Genomic DNA, 21,909 nt, shown 5'->3' on the forward strand with positions numbered 1-21,909 from the left:
GTGAGACGCTGGGGACATGCCGAATGAACTCGCCGACTCGACCAGCCCCTACCTGCGCGCGCATGCCGACAATCCCGTGGACTGGCGGATGTGGACGAAGGACACCCTCGCCGAGGCGGCCCGCCGTGACGTCCCCCTCCTCATCTCGATCGGCTACTCCACCTGCCACTGGTGCCACGTCATGGCGCACGAATCCTTCGAGGACGAAGCGGTCGCGACGCTGATGAACGACCGGTTCGTGCCCGTGAAGATCGACCGCGAGGAACTGCCGGACATCGACGCCTATTACATGAACGCGCTGCAGGCGATGACCGGACAGGGCGGCTGGCCGATGACGATCTTCGCCACCCCGAGCGGCAGCCCCTTCTACGCCGGCACCTATTTCCCGCCCGCGCCGCGAGGAAACCTGCCCGCCTTCACGCAGGTGCTCTCGGCCGTATCGGCGACCTGGACGGACCGCCGCGACGAAGTCAACCAGATGACGTCCCGGATGGACCGCGGGTTGGCCGAAATGGCCGATGCCGTGACGAGTGCTCTTCCCGCCGAGGCAACCGCGGAGTCATTGACCCCGGATGAACTCGATTCCGCCGCCGCGGCGCTCCTCGATTCCTACGATCCGGCCTGGGGCGGGTTCGGCGGTGCCCCGAAGTTCCCGCCGATGATGAACGTCCTCCAGCTCCTCGCGGCGTTCGTGCGCTTGGGCGGGACCGCCTCGGCGGGTGAGGGATCCGGCGACGGTGCTTCGGCGCGCCCGGGAACCGGTGGGACCGCCTCGGCGAACGAGGGAGGGGACGGGGAGCACCCGATGGATCGGGTCCGGGCCGAAGGCCGGCTCGGGTGGCTCGGTGCGGACGGGCACCTGACCGGTGAGCTCGTCCTCGACTGCCTCATCGCCGTGCGCTCGACCTTGGCCCGGATTGCCAGCGGCGGCATGCGCGACCAGGTGCGCGGCGGGATCGCCCGCTACAGTGTCGACCGGCAGTGGTTCGTGCCGCACTTCGAGAAGATGCTCTACGACAACGCCCTCTACCTGCGTGCCGTCGTCGCCTGGGCGAAGGTCGAACGCGCCCTGGACCCGAGGTCGAAATGGCTCGCCCTGGCCGAACGGGAAATCGCCGATACTGCGAACTTCCTGATCAGCGACCTGTCGACCGATGACGGGTTCATCGCCGCGCTCGACGCGGATTCGCTCAACCCGGCGGGAGTCTCCGAAGAGGGCGCGGCGTATGTCTTCACTCCCGAAGAATTCGCTGAAGCCGGGCAGGCCGGTCTGCTCGGGCTCGTCGATTCGCCGGCCGGAGGCGAGCTGTCCGGCCAGGTCGCCGCGGCCGTGCGCATCATCGACTGGCTCGGCATGGAGGACGTGCCCTTCGACGCCGAACACCCCGCGCCCTGGGACATCGAGGCGACGAGACGTCAGCGCGAGGTGCTCGAGCAGCTGCGCGCTCGCCGGTCCCAGCCGGCCCGTGACGAGAAGATCATCACCGAATGGAATTCCCTAGCCGTCACCGCCCTCGCCGAGGCGGCCCTGTACTCCGGTGCGGGCGCTGAGTCCGACGGTGGTGCCGATTCGGCGGTTGGTGCGGAGTCGACCGGTGGTGCGATCACAGGAAACGCCGGATCCGCCGATTCGGCGCGATGGGCAGAAACCGCCGTGCGATTCTGGACGGCGATGGACGAACGAATCAAGCGGGCAGGAGCGAGCGCCGGTTCGGCGGAGCCTGCCGAACCGATGGAGCAGACTGGCTCGGCCTCGTTCGATGTGCGGCGCAGCTTCACCGGCGGAGTCGCCGGCCCCGGGCGGGGCGGGCTCGCCGATTGGGCGCAGACGATCACCGCTGGGATCACGGTCGGGCAGCTGTCCGGCGGGGCCGCCTTGGTGAAGGTGGGGGATCTGGTCGACCTCGCGGCGACGATGCTCGACCTCTTCACCTCCGAACGCGGGGACGGGGTCCTCGAGGCGGTCGATTCGCTCGGCGACGGGATCATCGATGTGAAGTCGGCGGACCCCGTCGACAACGCCGTGCCGTCGGGACGATCGGCGGCCGCCGAGGCGGTGCTGCTGCTCGCCGAGCTCGGCGTCGACGCTGCCACGTCCGGTGGTCCCGAATCCGGTGCGACGTCTAGTGCGGCAGAGTCGTCAGGTGAGGCGGCCGCGCTGGATACCGGACGGCTGTTGGAAGTGAGGGATCGGCTGCTCGGGGTCTATCGGGCATTGGCCGGTCAGGCGCCGCGCGGGTGCGGGCACGCGCTGTGGCAGGCCGAGCGGGCGCTGTCGCCCGTGCGGGTCGCCACCGGCGACGAGGCGCTGCGGACCATCGCTGCCCGGCATCCAGCGGTCACTCTGCTCACCGCTTCGACCGGGGTGCCCGGACCGGACGGTCGGGAGGTCGACGTCCCCGCGGGGACGGCGATCGTGTGCCGAGGGACCTCCTGCTCACTGCCGGTGGGTACAAGCGCCGAGCTGGTGAGACTGTTGGATAGGTAGGTCGCGGACGTCAGCGTTCGAGGTTCAACCCGCGGTAGCGGTTGAGAGCGGCGGCGATCTCCTGCCGGCGCGGCCGGGTCAGGTGGCCCGGATGGTCGCGGTGGCCCGTGATTCCGTCGAGGCCTTCGGCATCGAGCATGTCCTCGATCTCGGCCAACGCCTCGGTCAGTGAGGTGCGTCCGTCGAAGATCTCCGCGAGGTATTCGAGGGCTTCGGCCACGCCCGCCGCCTGCTGCGTGTCGATGAGTTGAGCGATGGCGATGAGGTCGATGAATTCGCGGCCGAACTGGATCCGATCGGATCCCTTCGCTCGGGCGGTCTTCGTCTTCGACGACGGTCGCAGCGCTTTCGCCGTCGGCACACGCGGTGCGGCGGTGAAAGCGGGGGCAGCTGGGGAGTCTGAACCGGAGTCAGGGCTGAGGTCGGTGGCGGTGACTCCGACGAGGTCGTGTGCCTGGTTCGTGACTTCGCGGGGGACATAGGCGTCGAGGGCGATGACGTGGTCGGCGACTTCGAAGAACGCGCTCGATCCGCCGGCGACGAGCACCGTGGATACGCCCTGCTCGGTCAGCAGAGGACGGACGCGGTCGACGAACGGGGTGATCGGTTCCCGTTCGGCGGGGATGAGCGCGCGCATGCGTTCGTCGCGGATCATGAAGTTCGTCGCCGAGGTGTCCTCGTCGATGAGCAGGGTGCGTGCACCCGCCTCGATCGCTTCGACGAGGTTGGCCGCCTGCGAGGTCGATCCGCTGGCGTTCGTGGTGGAGAAGGATCTCGTGTCAGTGCCCGAGGGTAGGTTGTTGATGAACGCCGAGATGTCGTCGCCGGTCACGGCGCGACCGTCCTCGGCTCGGATGGAGGTGGCAGTCGGGTCGCTGATGACCCATTCGCGCCCGTCGCCGGCGATATGCGGGTAGACGCCGCGTTCGAGCGCGCGCAGAATCGTCGACTTCCCGTGATAGCCGCCTCCGACGATGACGGTGACCCCGCGGGGAATGCCCATGCCGGTGACGCTGTGGCCGCTGGAGAGATCGACCGTGTGTTCGAGTTCGGGAGGGGAGGTGAAGGCCACCGCATCGGAGGATGTCATCGGCAGGTCCGAATCCCCGGATTTCCGCGGCAGAATCGCCCCGTTGCCGATGAACCCGATGAGTCCGGCCTCGCCGAGTCGGCTGCGCAGTTCCAGCTGATCCCGGTGCAGCTGGACGTGGTCGGCGAGCCCGTGGGCCGATGGGGCGGGAGTGTTCCCTCCCCTGCCTGCCGGGGCGTCCGACCAGCGGTCGAAGAGAAAGAGTCGTTCGGCGAATTCGGGCAGATCGCGAGTGAGGATGTCGGCGGCCTGGTGGCCGAGGATGCGGCGGCCGCGGGCCGGAAGGTTGACGAGCAGACGTGCCTCGAGCCCGGCGTCGTCGATGAGGATGTTCGTCCGTTCGAGGATCTCCTGCCCGGGGCGGCCGAGGATCAGTGCGCGTTGATCGAGCTTCGCGAGCACCTCATTGCCGGCACGGAGAAGGTAGTCGGCCGCCGCGATGCGATCGGCGCGCTCGGTGGTGAGCTCAAGCGGAACCTTCGCATCGGCACGATCGACACGGACCCGGACCTTCGACGGGGAGGCGAACGGATCGGCTTGGACCCGATCGATGAACACGGTGACCGGTCCGAAGGTGTAGCGGCCGCGGATCTGTTTGAGATTGCCGTAGCTGCGACCGTCGAGGGTGTGCAGAGTGGAGGCGAGATTCGACTGACGTGAACTCATCTCACTCATGCTACTGGGCGCAGATGAACGCCTACTCAGCGGATGACGGTTCGAGGCCGTAGAACCTCGCCGCATTCGACCAGAACACGGCGTCCGCCTCGGCGGGGGTGAGCACCTGGCGGAGGAGGGCGAAATCAGCATCGGCGAAGGGGCGACGCGCCCGCGTCGACGGCAGATCCGTGCCCACCATGAGCGCGGTCGGGTCGGTGTCGACGATGCGACGGACCGCCTCGGCGGGGTTGAGTTCCACGCGACCGAAACCGGTGGCTTTGACCTTCACCCCGGCCTCGACGAGGCGCAGCAGGGTGGGCAGTCCGTCCTCGTGCATGCCCAGGTGGTCGATGCTCACCGCCGGCAGTGCGGCGATGCGTGCGGCGAGGTCGGCGTCGATGGTGCGGGCGTCGATATAGAGCTCGGCATGCCATCCGACGAGGTCATGGACCCGGCGGGCGAAGCTGTCGAGGGCATCGAGAGTGGCCGAACCACCGCGGGCGATATTGAAGCGCAGCGCCTTGATGCCGGCCTCGTCGAGGCGGCGGATCTGATCATCGGTGGTCTCATCCGGCAGCTGGGTGACACCGACATAGCTGTCGCCGAGCTGGCCCAGCGCCTCGACGAGGTACCCCTGGTCGAAGCCCTGGAACGAGCCAGAGACGACGGCACCTCCGGCGACGACGACTCCGACCTCGGGCAGGCTCTGCAGCCTCGCGCGGTAGTCGGCGACCGTGAATGGGTCGGGCAGATAGCCGTTGTTCTCGATGACCGGATGGGTCGGATCGATGATGTGCAGATGCGCGTCGAAGGCACGCTGGAGTTCGCTCATGCCGTCAACCTACATCGCCTCCGCAACGCTCGGTCACGGCGTGGCGCGTCTGTCGAATCGTGCACACTGCGATAGACGCGCCACGCCCTGAACGACGGTCAGTCCGCCTTGAGGCCGACGGTCGGATCGGGCAGGTAGACCTCTCCGCCCGAGGCGAGGAATTCGCGGCTCTTCTGCTGCATTCCCGCCAGGGCCTCCTGCGCCTCGGCGCTGCCGTAGGTATCGCGGATGTCCTGGGAGATGCGCATCGAGCAGAACTTCGGCCCGCACATGGAACAGAAGTGCGCGGTCTTCGCCGGTTCGGCCGGCAGGGTCTCATCGTGGAACGCCTCAGCAGTCTCCGGATCGAGGCCGAGCGCGAACTGATCCCGCCAGCGGAACTCGAACCGGGCCTTCGACAGCGCGTCATCGCGGGCCGTCGCACCGGGGTGGCCCTTCGCGATATCAGCGGCATGCGCGGCGATCTTGTACGTGATCACCCCGGTTTTGACGTCGTCGCGGTCGGGTAGGCCGAGGTGCTCCTTCGGGGTGACGTAGCAGAGCATCGCCGTGCCGTAGCGGGCGATCTCGGTCGCCCCGATCGCCGAGGTGATGTGGTCGTATCCGGGTGCGATGTCCGTGACCAGCGGACCCAAGGTGTAGAACGGTGCGCCGTGGCAGAGCTCCTGCTGGCGTTCGACGTTCTCCCGCACGAGGTGGAGGGGAATATGCCCGGGCCCTTCGACCATCACCTGGACGTCGTGGGCCCACGCGCGTTCGGTGAGTTCGGCCAGTGTGTCGAGCTCGGCGAACTGGGCGGCATCGTTGGCATCAGCGATGGACCCTGGTCGCAGTCCGTCGCCGAGTGAGAACGCGACATCGTAACGGGCGAAGATCTCACAGAGTTCATCGAAATGGGTATAGAGAAAGTTCTCCTCGTGGTGGGCAAGGCACCAGCCGGCCATGATGGACCCGCCGCGAGAGACCATCCCGGTGACCCGGTCGGCCGTGAGCGGAACGTAGCGCAGCAGCACACCGGCGTGGACGGTCATGTAGTCGACACCCTGCTCGCACTGTTCGATGACCGTGTCGCGATAGATCTCCCAGGTCAGCGCGTTCGCATCACCGTCGACCTTCTCCAGCGCCTGATAGATCGGGACGGTGCCGATGGGGATGGGGGAGTTGCGGATGATCCATTCTCGGGTGGTGTGGATGTCATTGCCGGTCGACAGGTCCATGAGGGTGTCGGCACCCCACTTCGCGGCCCACCGCAGCTTCTGCACCTCCTCGGCGATGGAGCTGGTGACCGCGGAATTGCCGATGTTCGCGTTGATCTTGACGAGGAACGCCTTGCCGATGATCATCGGCTCGGATTCGGGGTGGTTGATGTTGTTCGGGATGATCGCCCGACCGGCGGCGAGCTCCGCACGCACGAGCTCGACATCGCACTGCTCGCGGAGTGCGACGAACCGCATCTCCGGGGTGATGATGCCCTGCCTTGCGTAGTGCATCTGGGTGACCGTGCGGCCGGTCTTGGCCCGACGCGGAACCGGTCTGCGTCCCTTCCACTGCTGTGACGGGGCCCCTCGGCGGACGGCGGCACGACCGTCATCGGCGATGCGGTGGCCGCGGGCGTCATACGTTTCGGTGTCGAGACGGTTCTCGATCCACGGAAATCGCAGAGCGGGCAGCCCCTCCTCCGGAATGCTGCCCGGTCCGACGGTGCGGTAGACATCGACGGGATCGTTGGTCCGGCCGTTCGAGTCCTCGAGTTCGATGCGGGTCACGGGAACGCGGATGCCGTGTTCCTCGTCATCAATCCATGCCGGCGAATGCGTCGGATACTGCTCGAGGGTGAACTGGTCGTCCGCCGCTGCGGCAGACGAAACCGCGTCAGGCGAAGCTGTGGCTGGGGCAGGTGTTTCCGGGGTGAATGCAGTCATCTGCAGTCCTCACTTCCTACGCCGGTATCAACCGGATCAGGTTCTACGGTCTCGGACGATGCAGTCCGATCTCAGCCCTTGCAGCGGGCTCCCGTGGGGTCGTGTAATTCGTATCACGATTGTCGTGGTGAGGACAACCGCGGTGTCGGCGGAATCGAGTCCCGCCGGGGGTGCGAGGTCAGCTGCCCTGGAGGAATGCCTTCGCCACGGCACCGAGGGCGAGCACATCGGAGACCGCGACCATTTCGCGTGCCGAGTGCATCGAATACAGGGCCGGACCCACGTCGACAGTCGTCATGCCCAGACGGGTCGCGGTCAGCGGTCCGATCGTCGAACCGCAGGGCATCGCATTGTTCGAGACGAAATCCTGGTATTCGACTCCGGCGGCCGCGCACGCCTGCGACCACACCGCGGTGCCGACCGCATCCGTGGCGTAGCGCTGCTGAGCATTGAGCTTGAGCAGGGGACCGCCGCCGAGGCGGGGGCGCACATGCGGATCATGACGTTCCGGATAGTTCGGATGGGCAGCATGCCCGGCATCGGAGGAGACACACACCGAGGAGGCCATCGATGCGAGATAATCGCTGCGCGTCGACTGCGGCAGCAATGAGGCGACGATGCGCTCGGTGACATCGGCGAGGAACGGACCACACGCACCCGAACGCGAATTCGACCCGATCTCCTCATGATCGAAGGCCGCCAACAGGGGGATGCCGTCGAGCCTATCGGCATCGAGCTGGGTCAGTACGGTGACGCCGGCGTGGACGGACAGCAGGTTGTCCAGCCTCGGCGAGGCGAAGAATTCCTCGGCGGCACCGAAGAGGGCCGGCTCCTGAGTGGGAATGGTGTAGACGTCGTGACCGACGACAGTTTCGGCATCGACGCCGGCGGAGGCGGCGAGCAGTTCGATGATGTCGGCCTCAGCGAGATCGGCCAGACCGATGACAGGAGCGGTATGACGCTGCTTGTCCAAGGCCAGACCTTCATTGACCTGCCGGTCCAGGTGGATCGCGAGCTGCGGGATGCGGGCGATCGGCCCGGTTCGGGCGAGCACGATGCTGCCGTCGGCAAGGCTGAGCCGCCCGGCGAAGGCGAGCTCGCGGTCGAGCCACGAATTCAGCAGCGGCCCGCCGTAGATCTCGACTCCCACCTGACGGGTGCCCTCGACGGTGTACTCGCCGCCGGGTTTGAGCTTGAAAGCGGGGGAATCGGTGTGGGAACCGAACACGCGGAACCGGTCAGCCGCCTCGGTGACGGTGGGATTCATCCAAGCGATGAGCGCGCCGTCGCGGATGACGTAGTGCCCGGTCCCGGGCGTCAGCGCCCAGGGGGCGGACTCGTCGAGGCGGGAGAATCCGGCCTCTTCCAGTTGTTTCGCGGCGGTGGCCACCGCGTGATAGGAGCTGGGGGAGGCGCTGACGAAGTCGCCGAGGTCGGCCGCTGTCGTCGCGGCCCGGTCCGGTCTCGGGAGTGATTCATTCATTTCCCCAGCCTATCGTTTGCGGTAGTTTGGAGGTGAAGAAGATCAGGTCTCAGGCGCCGGGTTGCCACCGCGTCCGAGAATCAGGCGGGGCGGCGACCCTGCAACTGCACCAGCGACGGCAAGGAGTGTTCGACGTGAACCAGTTCGTGACGGAGTGGAACACCTGGCGCGACTCACGGAACTCGGCACTGGCGAAACCGTTCGGCTGGCTCAGCGTCGTCGGCCTGCACTGGCTCGATGACGAATCGACCTGGGCCGACGCTCCCGGCACCTTCACCGTCGACGACGGGTGGGTGACCGTGTCCCTGGATCCCGGCATCAAGGCCGGTCCCGCGGCGGAGACGTTTGACCTGCTCAGCACGGTCGGCGACGGCCCAGACGGGTCGGATCCGGCTGGTTCCGGGGCTGGATCCGGGACTGGTCCTGGAAATGGGGCTGGCTCTGGGGTGAACGGCGCAGGAGCGAACGGCGCGGCTACAAACGGCGCGGCTGCGACCAACTCGGGGCCGACCCGGGCAACCAGCCCGACCGTGCCCAGCGACACCTCGACCCTGCCGAGGGTCACGGACCAGACCGGCGCGGCCGGTGCGGGCGCTGATTCTGCGGCTGGTGCGGATGGTTCTGCTGGTGCGGAAGCAGGTGCGAGTGCCGGTTCACAGGCGACCGGCGGACACGACGCCGTGCCCGCCCGACCTCAGGTCCGCGTCGAAGAGAACGGGTTCAGCGCGAAAATTCCGACCGGCGGATCGCTCAACTGGTTCACCGTCGGCAACGTCCTCTACGAACTCATCGACCGGGCCGGCCGCCTCGGTGTGCGTGTGCGCAATTCGAAGTCCCCGCTGTTGGGCAAGTTCTTCGAGGTTCCGGTCTTCGACCCGGACCCGGACTTCGTCTTCCTCGCCCGATTCACCCGGTTCGACCCGTTCCGGACCTACACGATCGAAACCGCTCAAGAGGATCTGCAGCTGCAGACGCAGGCGGCGGGAATCGTCACGTTCGACACTCAGCACGGTGAGGTGAACCTGCTCGCCACCGGGTGTCCGAAGACCGGGCTCCAGCTGGACTTCCACGATTCGACGAACGGGAGCACCACCTCGGCGTGGCGGACCATCGATCTCGGAGTGCCGAATCAGGACGGGTCGCTCGTGGTCGATTTCAACCGTGCGGTGAACTACCCGTTCGCGTTCACCTCGTTCGCCACCTGCCCGGCCCCGATCGAGGGAAACGTCGTTCCCTTCGACGTCACCGCAGGTGAGCGGCGTCCTCCGTTCTTCTACTCGGAGGCCGGGATCAACGTGCCGTTCCTCTTCTACGTGTGGTGGGACGAAGACAGCGCCGAGGTGACCCGCCCCTGGTACTCGCGATTCGGCCTCGACATCACCATCCTCAACCCCAACCACGACGACGGGCGGATCTCGCTGGTCGGCTTCGACGGGGTCGCTATGTCCGGTGGGGATCTGTCCCCGCTGGGGCGCAAGGCCCGGTCGCGGCTCATTGATGTCGCCACCGAAGCGCTGACCTCACGGATTCCGGTCATCGGCATCGGCGCATACTCGGCGTTCGTCATCCAGGCCCAGCGCGAGCTGCGGTCGCAGCAGGGGTATGTCGATGGCATCGAGACCGAATACTCGGCCCCCGAGGATCGGCTGCTCATCGTGATGAACAACGAACTCGATCCGAAGCAGGCCGGTTTCGACATCGTCCACACCGACGCCAGCGGGCTGCTCTACGTGGAGATGCCCTTCGACATTCCGCTCGAATCCGATCGCACCGAGGTCGAGGACTTCCAGGCGGCGATGGAATCCGGTGCCTCGATCTCGAGCTGGCAGGAATTCGACTACCGCATGGTCGCCCTCATCCGCCACCACCGCTGAGTCACTCCACTCGGATCCCCGGGCTCCCAGCGCCCGTTTCCTCCCAGGACTACCTGACGGCGGCCCAGCAACCTCGCGCGAGGTTGCTGGGCCGCCGTCAGGTAGTAATTACCAGATGGCGACTCGGGAGTCGGGGGCTAAGTACATGCCGTCGGACTCGGTCACGCCGTAGGTGTCGTGGAAGGCGGTCATGTTCTTCACGACCTGATTGCAGCGGAACTCCTCCGGCGAATGCGGGTCGATCGACAGCCGCCGCACACGCTCCTCGGTGCGCATCTTCGACCGCCACGCCTTCGCCCACGCGGAGAAGAACGCCTTCGCCTGATCAGCCGACGGCGCCACCGGCACACCCGGGGTGCCCGCCCGTTCGCCGAGTTCGAGCTCGAGCGCCTTCCAGCCGATCGACAGACCACCGAGGTCACCGATGTTCTCACCGACCGTCAGCGCTCCGTTGACATGCTGGTTGGCCTCGAGACCGGCCGGAACCAGTTCCTCGTACTGGGCGATCAGCGCATTCGTGCGCTCCTCGAAGCGCTCACGATCAGCAGACGTCCACCAGTCGACGAGGTTGCCGTCGCCGTCATAGCGCGAACCCTGATCATCGAAGCCGTGCCCGATCTCGTGGCCGATGACCGCGCCGATCGCTCCGAAGTTCGCCGCCACATCACCGGCGGCGTCGAAGAACGGCGGCTGGAGGATCGCGGCCGGGAAGACGATCTCGTTCATCACCGGGTGGTAGTAGGCGTTGACCGTCTGCGGGGTCATCAGCCATTCGGTGCGGTCGATGGGTCCGCCGATCCGTTTGACCTGCCGCACATGCTCGGCCTGCGAGCAGCGACGCACGTTGCCCACCAAGTCGGAGGAGTCGATCGCGGCCGGGTACTCCCGCCACACATCCGGATAGCCGACCTTCGGAGTGAACTTCGAGAGCTTGACCAGGGCGCGTTCCTTCGTCTCCTCGCTCATCCAGTCGAGTTCGCGGATCGACTTGTCATAGGCCTGGATGAGCATGCCCACGAGATGGTCGATCGCGTCCTTGGACGACGGCGGGAACTCCGCTGCGACGTAGAGTTTGCCCACGGCCTCACCGAGGTAGCCCTCGACGAGACTGACCCCGCGCTTCCAGCGCTCCCGCAGTGCCGGGGTGCCCGACAGAGTCCGGGAGTTGAAGTCGAAGTTCTCCTCGACGAACTCATCGGACAGCAGCGAGGCGGTGTCGGAGACGACGACGAAGCGCAGCCAGGTCTTGATGGTCTCGATATCTGTGGCCGCCCACACCTTCGCCATGCCCGTGACGAACGAGGGCTGCGAGACGACGAGGTACTTGAGATCGGCCGCCTCGGCGGTGAGGATCCCCAGGTACGAGTCGAAGTCGAACTCGGGGCCGAGGTCGCGCAGCTGAGAGATCGAATACTTGTTGTACGTCTTCTCCGCATCGCGGCAGGCCACCCGATCCCAGTGGTGCCGGGCGAGTTCGGTCTCGAACGCCATCACCTTGGCGGCCACCTCGGTATCAGTGATCCCGGACTTCTCCCCGAGACCGGCCAGGGCCGCGATCTTCTGCACATGCGCGAGGAACTTCGCGCGCACCTCGGCGTGGTCGTCGTTGAAGTAGTAGTCCTCGTCGGGCAGGGAGATCCCGGCCTGGACGAGGTAGAGGGCGTAGATGTCGGAGTCCTTCGCATCGGCGGTGACGTACCCGCCGAGCACTCCGCCGATGCCTTCGGTCTCGAGTCGGGCGAGCGTTGCGGCGAGTTCGGACTTGTCCTCGGCGGCGTCGATGGCGGCGAACGTCGAGGTCAGCGGGGCGACGCCGAGGTCGTTGATGCGATCGACATCCATGAACGAGGTGAATAGGTCGGCGACCTTCTGTCCCTCGGAGCCGGGCTCCTGCGGGCTGTCGGTCACTGAGGTGATGATGTCGCGGACCTTGGTCTCGGCGGTGTCGAAGAGCTCACGCATGGCTCCGTCGCCGGCCCGGTCATCGGGGATCGTGAACGAGTCGATCCACTCGCCGTTGATGTGCTGGTACAGGTCGTCGGCCGGCCTGATCGAGGTCTGTGAGGTTTCAGAAGTCATGGCCCCACAGTATCGTGATCAGTGCCCCGCACGCCCCGCCCGAGGAGGAGATATGAGTCTGGCATCCGTCGTCTTCGTGTGCACCGGCAACATCTGCCGATCCGTCACCGCCGAACGTGTGCTCGTGCATCACTTGGCCGATACCGGCGCCGAGGCGGTTGTCGACTCCGCCGGGATCAGCGACGAGGAGGCCGGCAACCCCATCGACCCACGTCAGGCGCGTGTGCTCGCCGCCGCCGGCTACCGCACCGACGATCACGTCGCCCGGCAGATCACCCCCGAATGGTTGGCCGACCGCGATCTGGCGGTGGCGATGACCGCCCGCCACTATCGTGCCCTGGAGCGGATGATCGCAGACCTTCCCGCCGAGGCGGCCCCGGAGCTGCGGATGCTGCGCGAGTTCGATCCGCAGGTGGCCGCGGGTCAGGTCAGCGCCGCCTCGGCGGACGACGACGACATCCCCGCCCCCGATGTCGAGGATCCCTGGTACGGGGAATTCAAGCATTTCGAAGAAACTCTTGAGACAATTGAAGTATCCGTGCCGGGAATCACGGATCGTCTGCGCACGCTGGCCGCGAAATCTCAGTGATACTGGTAAGCACAAGCTCGCTGACACGATCGAAATCGCAGGTACGCCTCGAAGGAGAAACTCTCATGACTCGTCTCATGACCCGACAGAACTGGTCCGCTCTCAGGCTGGGCTTTGCCGCCCTGCTGGTGGCCGCGATGAGCGTGTTCGCTTTCGCTCCCGCCGCCAGTGCGCATGATCAGCTGGTGTCGTCGAACCCCGAGGACGGCGCCGAGCTCGACCAGCAGCCCAAATGGCTCGAGATGACCTTCTCCGGCGACATCCAGGAAGTCGGCTCCGAGGTCAAGGTCGTCGTCGACGGCAAAGATGTCTCCGCAGGTGAGCTGACCGTTGAGGGCAAGAAGCTCAGCGTCGCTCTGCCCGACGATCTCAAGCCCGGCGATTACAAGGTCACCTGGCGCGTGGTGTCGCAGGACGGCCACCCGATCTCCGGCGACTACTCGTTCGCGATCAAGGATTCCGAAGGGGCCGGCGGTGAGGTCAAGGAGTCGTCCGGAGAGTCGACGAAGGCCGGGCTCGGCGGCGGAGTCGTCGACGAGCCGGGCAAGGACACAGAGGATCGCGGCGAGATCGGCGAGTCCACCGGCAGCGACTCCGGAATGTCGACGCCGATGATCGTGCTGCTCTCCGTGGGCGGCCTGGCCATCATCGTCATCGTCGTCCTGCTTATGCGCCGCAAGTCCCAGGGCCTGCCCGGAACCAAGGACAACTGAGCGAGACTGCCCACGCGGCACGTCTGACACGAGGCCCCGAACGTGAAGAGCGTTCGGGGCCTCGGTCTATTCGGTCCGTGGCGGGCGGGCCCGGCGTTTACGCGTGTGTCCGGTTGTCGGCCGGTTTACGCAGCGATAACCGGGCTAGCGCCGTCAGGGCGTGAAGCGCAGGAGGCGGTCGTCGTCCGGGCCGGGATCTCCGCGGCCATCGGTGTTGTTCGTCAGTACGAGCAGCGAACCGTCGGGAGCCTCGACCACATCGCGCAGTCGCCCGTAATCACCGGTCCACAGCTGTGACGATGACGCCAGGTCATCGAGCGGCACCCGGTGCAGCCGCTGCCCGCGGAGTCCGGCGATGAGGATGCTGTCCTCGGTGACGGCCAGTCCGGACGGGCTCGCTTCGTCGGGCGACCACTGCTGCACCGGATCGATGAAATCACCAGCCCCGCTACCCGGGTCGCCGCCACCCGCGCCACCGCCGCCCGAGCCGTCACCTGCACCGTCATCCTCGGCGATGCCTTCGACCTCGGGCCAGCCGTAGTTGCCGCCGGCTTCGATGACGTTGAGCTCATCCCACGTGTCCTGCCCGAATTCCGAGGCATACATCGTGCCCTCGTCGTCCCACCCGATGCCCTGCGGGTTCCGATGTCCCATGCTGTACACGAGCGAGTCGCCGAACGGGTTGTCGTCGGGCACCTCGCCATCGGGCGTCATGCGCAGAATCTTTCCCGACAGCGCCTGTTCATCCTGTGCACTGTCGCGATCGCCCGTATCGCCGAGCGTGGCATAGAGCATCCCGTCGGGGCCGAATGCCAACCGCCCGCCGTTGTGGAAGTTCGCCGTCGGCAGTCCGTCGAGGATCGTCTCCTCCTCACCCAGGGACAGGTCCCCGGCCTCGCCGAGGAGGTCGAACCGCACGATCCGATTCTCCGTCCCAGCGGCGAAGAAGGCATAGAGACGGTCATCGTCGACGGCGAGACCGTGGAGGCCGGCCTCACCCGAGGCCGAGGCATCATCGATCCGGCCGACCTCACGAACGTCTCCACCTGCGGAGACTTCGAGGATGCGACCCGAATCGCGTTCGCTGACCACCATGGTCTGCCCGACGAAGGCGATCGACCACGGGGATTCGAGCCCGGTGGCGACAACCTCGGGGGAGTTCACTCCCGGTGCGGACGCCGCGGACCCGGCGTCGGTTGATCCGGACCCGGCGCTCGCCGAGGCGGCCCCCGAGTCCGACCCGCCCCGTCCGTTGGTCTCGCCGGAGTCCGAATCCGAGGAGCAGGCGCTGAGGACGACGGCCAGGGACAGTGTGGCACCGGTGAGAAGCCGCCCGGTTCGGCGCAGTGCTGAGGTGCTCATGCTCTCTCCTTCAAGGGGAGTCCGGTTCCACAAGACTATCCGCCGGCAGCCCTCGAAATGAACCGTCTGCCGGCGACTGTGACCGTCAGCCCAGGAGCAGACCAGGAATAGAACCGTCTGCCCGGACTGTTGCCACAGGTGACTGAAGTCGTGAGACCGCGGTCCGCGGTCGCACTGCGTCCCCACCGAAGGAGCCCCCGCCTTGTCCGTTCCGTTGAACATCCTCGATCTCGTCTCCATCCGGGAAGGATCGAACGCCCGCGACGCCATCGCCGAATCGATGGCCTCGGCGCAGCTCGCCGACGAATTGGGATATCAGCGTCTGTGGTTCGCCGAACACCACAACACGATGGGCCTGGCCGCCAGCGCCACGGCCCTGCTCATCTCGCAGGCCGCCTCGGTGACGGAGAAGATCCGGGTCGGATCCGGCGGTGTCATGCTGCCCAACCATGCCCCGCTCATGGTCGCCGAACAGTACGGAACGCTCGCGAACATCCACGGTGAGCGCATCGATCTTGGGCTCGGACGCGCCCCCGGCACGGACGGGATGACCGCGCAGGCGCTCGCCCGGTCCTCGGCCGAACCGCAGGACTTCGCGCAGAACATCTATGACATGCAGGGCTGGTTCTCCGAGACCGGGCAGGCACACACCATGCCGATCAAGTCCGCGGTCTCGGCGGGGATGAACGTGCCCATCTGGGTGCTCGGATCGACGATGAACGGCGCCTCGATCGCCGGTCAGCTGGGCCTACCGTTCTCCCTGGCCTCGCACTTCGCGCCCGACCAGATCGACATCGCGATCAAGACCTATCGGGATTCGTTCACCACCGACGCCCCGACCGCGCAGATCGATCAGCCCTATGTCATGGCCGGGATCAACGTCATGGTCGCCGACACCGACGCCGAGGCGGCCCGCCAGTTCACCTCGGTCCAGCAGATGTTCAACGACATGCGCACCGGCCGCCGCCGCAATCTGCAGCCCCCGGTCGACCCGGCCGAGATCGATGCGCAGGGCGGAACCAGCCCGATGCTGTCCATCAGCGCCGTCGGCTCACCCGACACCGCGACCGCGCAGATGGCCGAATTCGTCGAACGCACCGGCGCCGACGAACTCATCACCGTCACCTATGCGTTTGACCCCGAGGTGCAGCGCCGGTCGCTGAAACTGCTCGCCGACGCCTGGTTCTGAGGCTCGGCGGTCAGTCGAGAACCCGGACGTAGTCGGAGAGTCCGGGTTCGGTGTCGGTGAGCGTGTGGGCGGTTGACAGGATCGTCGACTCCATCGCCGAGGCGGCCTTCGTCGCTCGCACGTCCGCGCGCGTGGCGAGGCTGACCGTTCGCGGCAGGCGCGGGTCGACCAATGGCACCGAATCCAGCAATGGCCGGTCGACGAGGACCATCGCGGGGACGATCGCGACCCCGAGACCGCGTTCGACGAACCGCAGCGCCGCATCCATCTCCACGCCCTCGACGACGACCCGGGGGCTCAGGCCGGCTGAGTCGAACGCCGCGGAGGTCGCCTCTCTCAAGTCGTAGCCGTGATGGAACAGGACCTGGGGACGGTCGGCCACCTCGGCGAGAGTGATCCGATCGGCCTGCGCACGGTCCGAGGTGAGCAGATCGGAACCGGCGGCGGCGATGACGACGAGATCCTCGGCGAGGATCCCACGCAGGCTGAGCCTGGGCATCTGCGGGGCGAGATCGAAGGTGCGGGTGATGAGCGCGAGGTCGAGCTCGCCGCCGGCCAGGGATTCGATGAGCTCACGGGAGCCTTTCTCGACCAACTCGAGTTCGACGCCGGGATGGGCGGTGTGGAACCGGCTGATCGCCTCGGCCACGAGGCTCACGCACAGGGTCGGGGTCGCACCCAGCCGGACGCGGCCGCGCCGCAGACCGGCGAGCTCATCCATGTCACGGCGGACCGCCTCGGCGTCGGCGAGCATGCGTTTCGCCGTCGGCAGCAGGGTCGCTCCGGCGTCCGTGAGCGTGATGTGGCCGTGCGCGCGGTGGAAGAGCTCGGCCCCGAGCTCCTTCTCCAGTGTCGAGATCTGCCGCGACAGTGAGGGCTGTGCCAGGTGGAGCGTCGCGGCGGCTTTCGTGAAATGGCCGGTGGCGGCCACCTCGGCGAAGCTTCTCAGCTGTTCGAGGTTCATGAGCGGTCTCCGTGCAGGTCAGGCATACCGATAGCATATCTCTATCGAGGTGACTCGAACAATGCATTGGACGTATGGAGTGGGCGGTTTCATAGTGGAATCCATGAACACCGCACAGGGCGGACCCCGCCGAAAAGAACACTCCATCTCCACCTCGGTGCTGGTCATCGGAACCGGCGGATCGGGCCTGCGGGCCGCGATCGAGGTCGCCGAATCAGGCGCCGATGTCCTCGCGGTCGGCAAACGGCCGAAGGAAGACGCGCACACCTCACTGGCCGCCGGCGGCATCAACGCAGCTCTGGCAACGATGGACCCGGACGACACGTGGGCCCAGCACGCGGCCGACACGATCAAGGAATCCTATGACCTCGCCAACCCCCGCACCGTCGAAATCGTCACCCAGGGAGCAACAGAAGGCATCGCTGACCTGGAGCGATATGGAATGGACTTCCAGAAGGAGGACGACGGTCGGATCTCTCAGCGCTTCTTCGGCGCCCACACCTGGGGTCGCACCGCTTTCGCCGGCGACTACACGGGGCTGGAAATCCAGCGCACCCTCATTCGTCGCGCCGAAGCCTTAGACATCCCGATCCTCGACCGCGTCTACATCACGAAGCTGCTGGTGGCCGACGGCCGCATCTTCGGCGCCTACGGCTTCGACGTCATCGACGGCACCGGCTACCGGATCTACGCAGACGCCGTCATCCTCGCCGCCGGCGGACACAACCGGATCTGGCGACGGACCTCCTCGCGCCGGGACGAGAACACCGGCGACTCCTTCCGCCTGGCCGTCGAAGCCGGTGCCCGGCTGCGCGACGCCGAGCTCGTCCAGTTCCATCCCTCGGGAATCCTCGAACCCGAGAACGCCGCCGGCGCGCTGGTCTCCGAGGCGGCCCGCGGTGAGGGCGGGATCCTGCGCAACGGACTGGGGGAGCGGTTCATGGAACGCTACGACCCGCAGCGGATGGAGTTGTCGACCCGCGACCGGGTGGCTCTGGCCGCCTACACGGAGATCGCCGAGGGCCGCGGCACCGAAAACGGGGGAGTGTGGCTTGATGTCTCCCATCTGCCGCGCGAGACGATCATGAACCGTCTGCCGCGGGTGTTCCAGACACTCATGGAGACGCAGATGCTCGACATCACGGCCTCGCCGATCGAGATCGCCCCGACCGCGCACTATTCGATGGGCGGAGTGTGGGTCGACCCGGTCGATCACAGCACCGACGTCGAGGGACTGTGGGCCATCGGCGAGGCCTCGTCGGGTCTGCACGGGGCGAACCGGTTGGGCGGGAACTCGCTCATCGAGCTCCTCGTTTTCGGCCGCATCGTCGGACGGTCCGCCGTCGCGTACTCCGATTCGCTGGAGGCCCAAGTGCGGTCGCATGCCGCGGTCGACGAGGCGAGAGCCGAGATCTCCGATCTGCTGGCATCCGAGGGCACGGAGAACGTGCGTGCCCTGCAGCGCGAGGTCCGCAATCTCATGACCGAACACGCCGGAGTCGTCCGTGACGAGGCCGGACTCTTGGCTGGACTGGAGAAGCTTTCCGGCATCGAGGCGCGGATGGGGTCTGTGGGAATTCATCCCGACATCGCCGGTTTCGCCGACCTCTCCCATGCCTTCGACCTGCAGTCGTCGGTGCTTGCGGCCCGGGCGACGCTCGAATGCGCTCTGGAGCGGAGGGAGACCCGCGGCTGCCACAACCGCAGCGACTACCCCGAGATCGACCCGGAGCTCACGGTCAACCTCGTCTGGTCGCCGTCTGCCGGAGTCGTCCGCGAGTCGATCGCAGCGGTCTCGGCAGACGTCGCGGCCCTCATGCACTCCGGCGAAATCAGCCAAGAAGGCAAACTCGTCGAATAATTGCTACCTGACGGCGGCTCAGCAACCTCGCGCGAGGTTGCTGAGCCGCCGTCAGGTATGTCTGAGCCAGGACATGATGCATGCATCAATGTATGCATCTGATATTGTGGGCCCGTGAATGATTTGCTGACACTGCCCTGGCAGCGCATCGACGACTCCGCTCCGATTGCCGTTCGCATGGCCGCGGCGACCGCCCGGGAGATCATCGAAGGCCGACACGAACCCGGCGACCTCCTCATCGAGTCCGACCTCGCCGCCGCGCACAACGCCAGTCGCACCCCCGCCCGGGAGGCGATGCTCCAGCTCGAACGCTGGCGCCTCGTCCGCCTCGTCCCCAAGAAGGGCGCGCTCGTGACCACCGTGACGGGCAAGGAGCGCCGCGACCTGCTCGCCGTGCGCTCGATGTTCGAGATCGACGCCGTCGAGACACTGTCCGACAGCGGCGACCTCACCGCTCTGGCCGCCGATCTGCGCACCCTGCTCGGCGAACAGAGGAAGGCCCTTGATGCGGGCGATCCGCTCGGCTTCGCCAGCGCCGACTACGCCTTCCACGCCCGCCTCATCCGCAGCGGCGACAACGCCATCGTCACCGAGATGCTCACCACCATGGGCCCGCGCCTGGCCCGCCTGACCTTCCAGGTCGCCATCGACGCGCCGGACACCCTCGACACGCTCCTGACCGAGCACGAAACTCTCACCGACCGCGCCGAGTCGGGCGACCCAGAAGGCTTCGCCCGACTCGTCCGCGCCCACATCGAAGGCTCCCACTTCCCGCAGTCCCGCTGAGGAGGACCATGACCGCTTACCCCTCGACCCCCACGAACGACACCGCCGCCGAGACAGTCCCCACCGGGGACAGGAATACCCGCACCGAGGCGGCCCCCGCCACCGACGTCGAAACGCAGGTTCCGAACCCTGCCCGGTCCCGCCTCGGCGAGGTGGATCCCGATCGTGGGCCGGAACGGCGACGGCGGGCGCGGGCGTGGCTGATGGTGGCCCCGGCGATGTTCCTGCTCGCGTGGGGCGGCAATCATTTCACGCCCCTCGTCCACATGTATGAAGAGGACGGAGGCTACGCCATCTGGCAGGCGAACCTGCTGCTGGGCATGTACGTGGGCGGACTCATTCCGGGACTGTTGGTCGCCTCGGCGCTGTCGGATCGGCATGGACGCAAACCGGTCCTCATCGCCGGATCGCTCGCCGCGATCGCCGGCAGTCTCGGGCTCGGGATCGGTTTCGATCTGTTCTGGCTGCTCTGCCTGGGCAGGGTGTTCGCGGGGATCGGCGTCGGGGTGGCGATGTCGGTGGGCACGAGCTGGATCAAGGAGCTCTCGGCCCCGCCGTTCGATCACCAGGCCGGAATCACCGCCGGTGCCCGGCGTCCTTCACTGACTCTGACTTTGGGGTTTGCCATGGGCGCGGCGGTCACCGGGTGCCTGGCCCAATGGGGACCGGTGCCCGAAGTCGTGCCCTACGCCGTGCACGGAGTGCTCAACCTCGCAGCGCTCGTCATCGTGGTCTTCGCGCCCGAATCGCTGCCGCGCGAGAGTCGGGCCCGCGGTCATTGGTGGCACGGTCTGCGCGTTCCGCTCGTCGCGCATCGGACGTTCCTGCGACTGATCGTGCCGGCCGCGCCCTGGGTGTTCGGTGCCGCCGGGGTCGCCTATGCCGTGATGCCGGCGATCGTGCAGGGAGAGCTGGGGGAGTGGACGACGATGTACGCCACGGTGCTCACCGTCGTCACGCTCGGAGCCGGTGCGCTGGTGCAGAACATCGTGCCGTGGATCAACCGACTGACCGGCGGGCGGGCGCTCGTCGTGGGACTGGCGCTGATGACCGTGGGGATGGGGCTCGGGGCGGTGGCCGCACTTCTGGCGGACCCGATCCTCGCGTTCATCGTGGCGATCGTGCTCGGTGTCGCCTACGGAATCTGTGTGGTCTCGGGGCTCATCATCGTCCAGGCCATCGCCTCACCGCAGGAGCTCGCCGGCATCACCGGGGTCTACTATTCGCTGGCATACTCCGGGTTCCTGCTGCCCACGGTGCTCGCCGCCCTGCTGCCCGTGCTGTCGTACACGGTGTCCCTGGCGGCCGTGGCCGTCATCTGCCTAGTCTGCCTCTCAGCAGTCGCCATATCCACCAAACACCCCTAATTGCTACCTGACGGCGGCCCAGCAACCTGGTGTGGAAACTCGCGACCTTGCTGACAACCTCACTCATTACCTTGCTGACAACCTCGCTCACCAGCGTGCTGACAACCTGACTCACTAGGTTGCAGACACTCTGGGCGGGGTTGTCTTTTCTTCAGTGACATATCGTGACGGTCCGGTCAGCTGGTGCCTCGGATGGGAAATGCTTGAGCAGATAGTCATGCTGTTTCGTCAGCCACGTCTTCGTAGCTCCACGCATTCTGGCTCCAACGACTCTCCACAACGGATACCGCCTGACTGTTTCAGCGGTGCGAATTGGCAGCGGAAAATACACCGCTTCCTCACCAGTGGTCGGGTCGAACAAGGTGTAAGCGTCCTCGGTGACCACTGACTGATAGGTCCCGACCAGGGATTTCGGTACTCCGAGTCCGACAGCGTGGACATAGAGCTGTGGATTGCCCGCGGCAATCACAACACGGTCTGGCACTGCATCGGCGGCTTCTGGAAAGGGTTCGCCGGCAAACCTGTGCTGATCGGGAAGTGGTTGGTTCAACGCGGCCTGAACTCGGCGGCGTTGAGCATACTCACGTGCGATCGCTTCGACCTCAGTGCGCGGGATCGGTGTGCCGTTTGAGGGAGTATGCACGGCGGCTTCC

The 21,909-nt window shown here is 66.6% G+C and carries 16 protein-coding genes and 1 riboswitch; of the genes, 8 read left to right on the forward strand and 8 right to left on the reverse strand.

Annotated features, from left to right (window positions below; translation table 11 throughout):
* Positions 1–16 precede the first annotated feature (16 nt).
* On the forward strand, positions 17–2,488 hold the full coding sequence (locus tag BLIN9172_RS09270) for a thioredoxin domain-containing protein (protein ID WP_101554813.1): 2,472 nt from the start codon (positions 17–19) through the stop codon (positions 2,486–2,488).
* A gap of 10 nt (positions 2,489–2,498) precedes the next feature.
* Here BLIN9172_RS09270 and BLIN9172_RS09275 read toward each other — a convergent pair whose 3' ends face one another.
* From BLIN9172_RS09275 to BLIN9172_RS09290, 4 genes are all read right to left on the reverse strand, one after another.
* Positions 2,499–4,244: an ABC-ATPase domain-containing protein gene (locus tag BLIN9172_RS09275; protein WP_101554814.1), complete on the reverse strand. Its 1,746-nt coding sequence runs from the start codon at positions 4,242–4,244 to the stop codon at positions 2,499–2,501.
* Positions 4,245–4,275: 31 nt separating this feature from the next.
* Positions 4,276–5,067 carry an amidohydrolase family protein gene (locus BLIN9172_RS09280; protein WP_101554815.1) on the reverse strand — a complete coding sequence of 264 codons (792 nt, stop codon included), beginning with the start codon at positions 5,065–5,067 and terminating at the stop codon, positions 4,276–4,278.
* A gap of 98 nt (positions 5,068–5,165) precedes the next feature.
* Positions 5,166–6,989, reverse strand: coding sequence for a phosphomethylpyrimidine synthase ThiC (gene thiC / locus BLIN9172_RS09285; protein ID WP_101554816.1), 1,824 nt, complete (start codon positions 6,987–6,989; stop codon positions 5,166–5,168).
* Positions 6,985–7,093: riboswitch (TPP riboswitch) on the reverse strand. Its footprint overlaps the gene before it by 5 nt.
* 74 nt (positions 7,094–7,167) lie before the next feature.
* Positions 7,168–8,472 (reverse strand): M18 family aminopeptidase, encoded by a 1,305-nt coding sequence (locus BLIN9172_RS09290; RefSeq protein WP_101554817.1) that lies wholly within the window; start codon positions 8,470–8,472, stop codon positions 7,168–7,170.
* 134 nt (positions 8,473–8,606) lie between these two features.
* Here BLIN9172_RS09290 and BLIN9172_RS09295 point away from each other — a divergent pair, with 134 nt between their 5' ends.
* The gene (locus BLIN9172_RS09295) at positions 8,607–10,346 is read left to right on the forward strand and encodes a DUF1684 domain-containing protein (protein WP_240812006.1); all 1,740 of its coding nucleotides are present in this window, start codon (positions 8,607–8,609) and stop codon (positions 10,344–10,346) included.
* Positions 10,347–10,454: 108 nt separating this feature from the next.
* On the opposite strand, the gene BLIN9172_RS09300 is transcribed toward BLIN9172_RS09295, so the two are convergent.
* Positions 10,455–12,425 carry a M13 family metallopeptidase gene (locus BLIN9172_RS09300; protein WP_101554818.1) on the reverse strand — a complete coding sequence of 657 codons (1,971 nt, stop codon included), beginning with the start codon at positions 12,423–12,425 and terminating at the stop codon, positions 10,455–10,457.
* A 52-nt stretch (positions 12,426–12,477) separates the two neighbouring features.
* Here BLIN9172_RS09300 and BLIN9172_RS09305 point away from each other — a divergent pair, with 52 nt between their 5' ends.
* Positions 12,478–13,014: a low molecular weight protein-tyrosine-phosphatase gene (locus BLIN9172_RS09305; protein WP_101554819.1), complete on the forward strand. Its 537-nt coding sequence runs from the start codon at positions 12,478–12,480 to the stop codon at positions 13,012–13,014.
* A 65-nt stretch (positions 13,015–13,079) separates the two neighbouring features.
* A complete protein-coding gene (locus BLIN9172_RS09310; RefSeq protein WP_240812007.1) occupies positions 13,080–13,727 on the forward strand; it encodes a copper resistance CopC family protein in 648 nt (215 codons plus the stop codon).
* Between the two features lie 153 nt (positions 13,728–13,880).
* Here BLIN9172_RS09310 and BLIN9172_RS09315 read toward each other — a convergent pair whose 3' ends face one another.
* On the reverse strand, positions 13,881–15,089 hold the full coding sequence (locus BLIN9172_RS09315; protein WP_101554820.1) for a PQQ-dependent sugar dehydrogenase: 1,209 nt from the start codon (positions 15,087–15,089) through the stop codon (positions 13,881–13,883).
* 202 nt (positions 15,090–15,291) lie between these two features.
* Here BLIN9172_RS09315 and BLIN9172_RS09320 point away from each other — a divergent pair, with 202 nt between their 5' ends.
* Positions 15,292–16,278 carry an LLM class flavin-dependent oxidoreductase gene (locus BLIN9172_RS09320; protein ID WP_101554821.1) on the forward strand — a complete coding sequence of 329 codons (987 nt, stop codon included), beginning with the start codon at positions 15,292–15,294 and terminating at the stop codon, positions 16,276–16,278.
* Between the two features lie 10 nt (positions 16,279–16,288).
* Here BLIN9172_RS09320 and BLIN9172_RS09325 read toward each other — a convergent pair whose 3' ends face one another.
* The gene (locus BLIN9172_RS09325; RefSeq protein WP_101554822.1) at positions 16,289–17,242 is read right to left on the reverse strand and encodes a LysR family transcriptional regulator; all 954 of its coding nucleotides are present in this window, start codon (positions 17,240–17,242) and stop codon (positions 16,289–16,291) included.
* Positions 17,243–17,345: 103 nt separating this feature from the next.
* Here BLIN9172_RS09325 and BLIN9172_RS09330 point away from each other — a divergent pair, with 103 nt between their 5' ends.
* The 3 genes from BLIN9172_RS09330 to BLIN9172_RS09340 all read left to right on the forward strand — a co-directional run bounded on the left by BLIN9172_RS09330 (position 17,346) and on the right by BLIN9172_RS09340 (position 21,256).
* Entirely contained in the window at positions 17,346–19,103 is a 1,758-nt protein-coding gene (locus BLIN9172_RS09330) for an FAD-dependent oxidoreductase (protein WP_101554823.1), read from the forward strand.
* Positions 19,104–19,217: 114 nt separating this feature from the next.
* Positions 19,218–19,889: a GntR family transcriptional regulator gene (locus tag BLIN9172_RS09335; protein WP_145997946.1), complete on the forward strand. Its 672-nt coding sequence runs from the start codon at positions 19,218–19,220 to the stop codon at positions 19,887–19,889.
* Between the two features lie 8 nt (positions 19,890–19,897).
* On the forward strand, positions 19,898–21,256 hold the full coding sequence (locus BLIN9172_RS09340; protein ID WP_240812008.1) for an MFS transporter: 1,359 nt from the start codon (positions 19,898–19,900) through the stop codon (positions 21,254–21,256).
* Between the two features lie 151 nt (positions 21,257–21,407).
* On the opposite strand, the gene BLIN9172_RS18105 is transcribed toward BLIN9172_RS09340, so the two are convergent.
* Positions 21,408–21,909 (reverse strand): hypothetical protein (locus BLIN9172_RS18105; RefSeq protein ID WP_180956960.1); only part of this gene is annotated, 502 nt, incomplete at its 5' end.

The organism is Brevibacterium linens ATCC 9172, assembly GCF_900169165.1.
Lineage (GTDB): Bacteria > Actinomycetota > Actinomycetes > Actinomycetales > Brevibacteriaceae > Brevibacterium > Brevibacterium linens.